The organism is Micromonospora sp. WMMD736, from assembly GCF_049179015.1.
Classification (GTDB): domain Bacteria; phylum Actinomycetota; class Actinomycetes; order Mycobacteriales; family Micromonosporaceae; genus Micromonospora.
This window is the reverse complement of record NZ_JBMHMI010000081.1, coordinates 1-1,748: the sequence shown is the minus strand read 5'-3', so window position 1 is coordinate 1,748 and position 1,748 is coordinate 1. Positions and strand designations below refer to the sequence as shown.

The 1,748-nt window shown below is 67.8% G+C and carries 2 protein-coding genes; both read left to right on the top strand.

Annotation, left to right across the window (positions count from 1 at the left end):
- Positions 1–87 precede the first annotated feature (87 nt).
- Positions 88–1,323, top strand: coding sequence for a glycosyltransferase family 4 protein (locus ACN269_RS33835; RefSeq protein WP_421477284.1), 1,236 nt, complete (start codon positions 88–90; stop codon positions 1,321–1,323).
- Positions 1,317–1,748 (top strand): class I SAM-dependent methyltransferase (locus ACN269_RS33830; RefSeq protein WP_421477282.1); only part of this gene is annotated, 432 nt, incomplete at its 3' end. The genes ACN269_RS33835 and ACN269_RS33830, both read left to right, overlap by 7 nt.

Genomic DNA, 1,748 nt, shown 5'->3' with positions numbered 1-1,748 from the left:
GCCCCGACTCTGGCCGACGATCTCGGATCTCGCCGCTAGTGCGCACTGCTGTGGGCTGCTCCGCCCGGGAATCGAAGTGAGCTGAGCATGCGCATCGCACTGTTGTCCTACCGAAGCAAGACTCACTGTGGTGGTCAGGGCGTCTACGTCCGCCACCTCAGCCGCGGCCTGGTCGAACTCGGCCACGACGTCGAGTTGTTCTCCGGCCAGCCCTACCCCGACGGCCTGGATTCCCGGGTGCGGCTGACGAAGGTGCCCAGCCTGGACCTGTACCGCGAACCCGACCCGTTCCGGGTGCCCCGGCCCAGCGAGATCCGCGACCGGATCGACCTGCTTGAACTGCTGGCCACCTGGACAGCGGGCTTCCCCGAGCCACGGACCTTCAGCATGCGGGCGGCCCGGATCCTGGCTGATCGTCGTGACGAGTTCGATGTTGTCCACGACAACCAGTGCCTGGGGCCGGGATTGCTCGACATCGTCGAGTCTGGGCTACCGGTGGTGGCCACCGTGCATCATCCGATCACCCGCGACCGGGTACTCGACGTCGCCGCCGCCCGCTGGTGGCGAAAGCCATTGGTGCGCAGGTGGTATGGCTTTGCCGAGATGCAGAAGGAGGTCGCGCGACAGATACCGGAGCTGCTCACGGTGTCGTCCTCCTCGGCCGTCGACATCGCCGAAGACTTCGGGGTGTCGGCAGAACAGCTGCAGGTGGTTCCGCTGGGCGTCAACACCGAGGTGTTCAAGCCGGCCGAGCACCGGGTGCCGGGCCGGATCATCGCCATCGCGAGCGCCGATGTGCCGCTCAAGGGCGTCAGCCACCTGTTGCATGCGGTGGCGCGGCTGCGCGTGCAACGCGACCTGGACGTGCAGCTGGTCTCCAAGCTCGAGCCCAACGGGCCGACCGAGAAGCTCATCGCCGAGCTCGGAATTTCCGACATCGTGCACAGCACCAGCGGCTTGACCGACGCCGAGTTGGCCGGCCTGCTGGCCTCGGCCGAAGTTGCCTGCATTCCCTCGCTCTACGAGGGCTTCTCGCTGCCGGCGGTGGAGGCGATGGCCAGCGGTACGCCGATCGTGGCCAGCCGGGCCGGGGCGCTGCCCGAGGTGGTTGGCCCAGACGACCTGTGCGCGCGGCTGGTGCGGCCGGCTGATGTCGACGAACTGACCGCCGCGTTGGGCGGGCTGCTGGACTCGCCGCACGAACGTCGCCGCCTCGGCGCCGCCGGCCGTCAGCGCGCACTCGACGTGTTCAGTTGGGAGTCGGTGGCCGCACAGACGGTGGCCGTCTACGAACGTGCGTGCGCGCGGGTGAGCCAGTGCTGACCGTCGACTTCGACCGGCTCGGAGTCGGTGCGGGCACCAGTGTGATCGACGTCGGGTGCGGTGCCGGGCGGCACTCGTTCGAAGCATTCCGACGTGGTGCCGACGTGATCGCGTTCGACCAGGACGCGGCCGAACTGAACAACGTGGACGCGATCATGCAGGCGATGCAGGATGCCGGCGAGGTACCGGCCTGCGCGCGTGCCGAGGTGGTCAAGGGCGACGCGTTGGACTTGCCCTACGAGGACGGCAGTTTCGACTGTGTGGTCGCCTCAGAGATCCTCGAGCATGTGCCCGCCGACGACCGCGCCATCGGTGAGCTCATCCGTATTCTGAAACCGGGTGGCGCGCTGGCGGTTACGGTGCCGCGGTGGCTGCCGGAGAAGATTTGTTGGCTGCTGTCCGACGAGTATCACGCCAACGAGGGT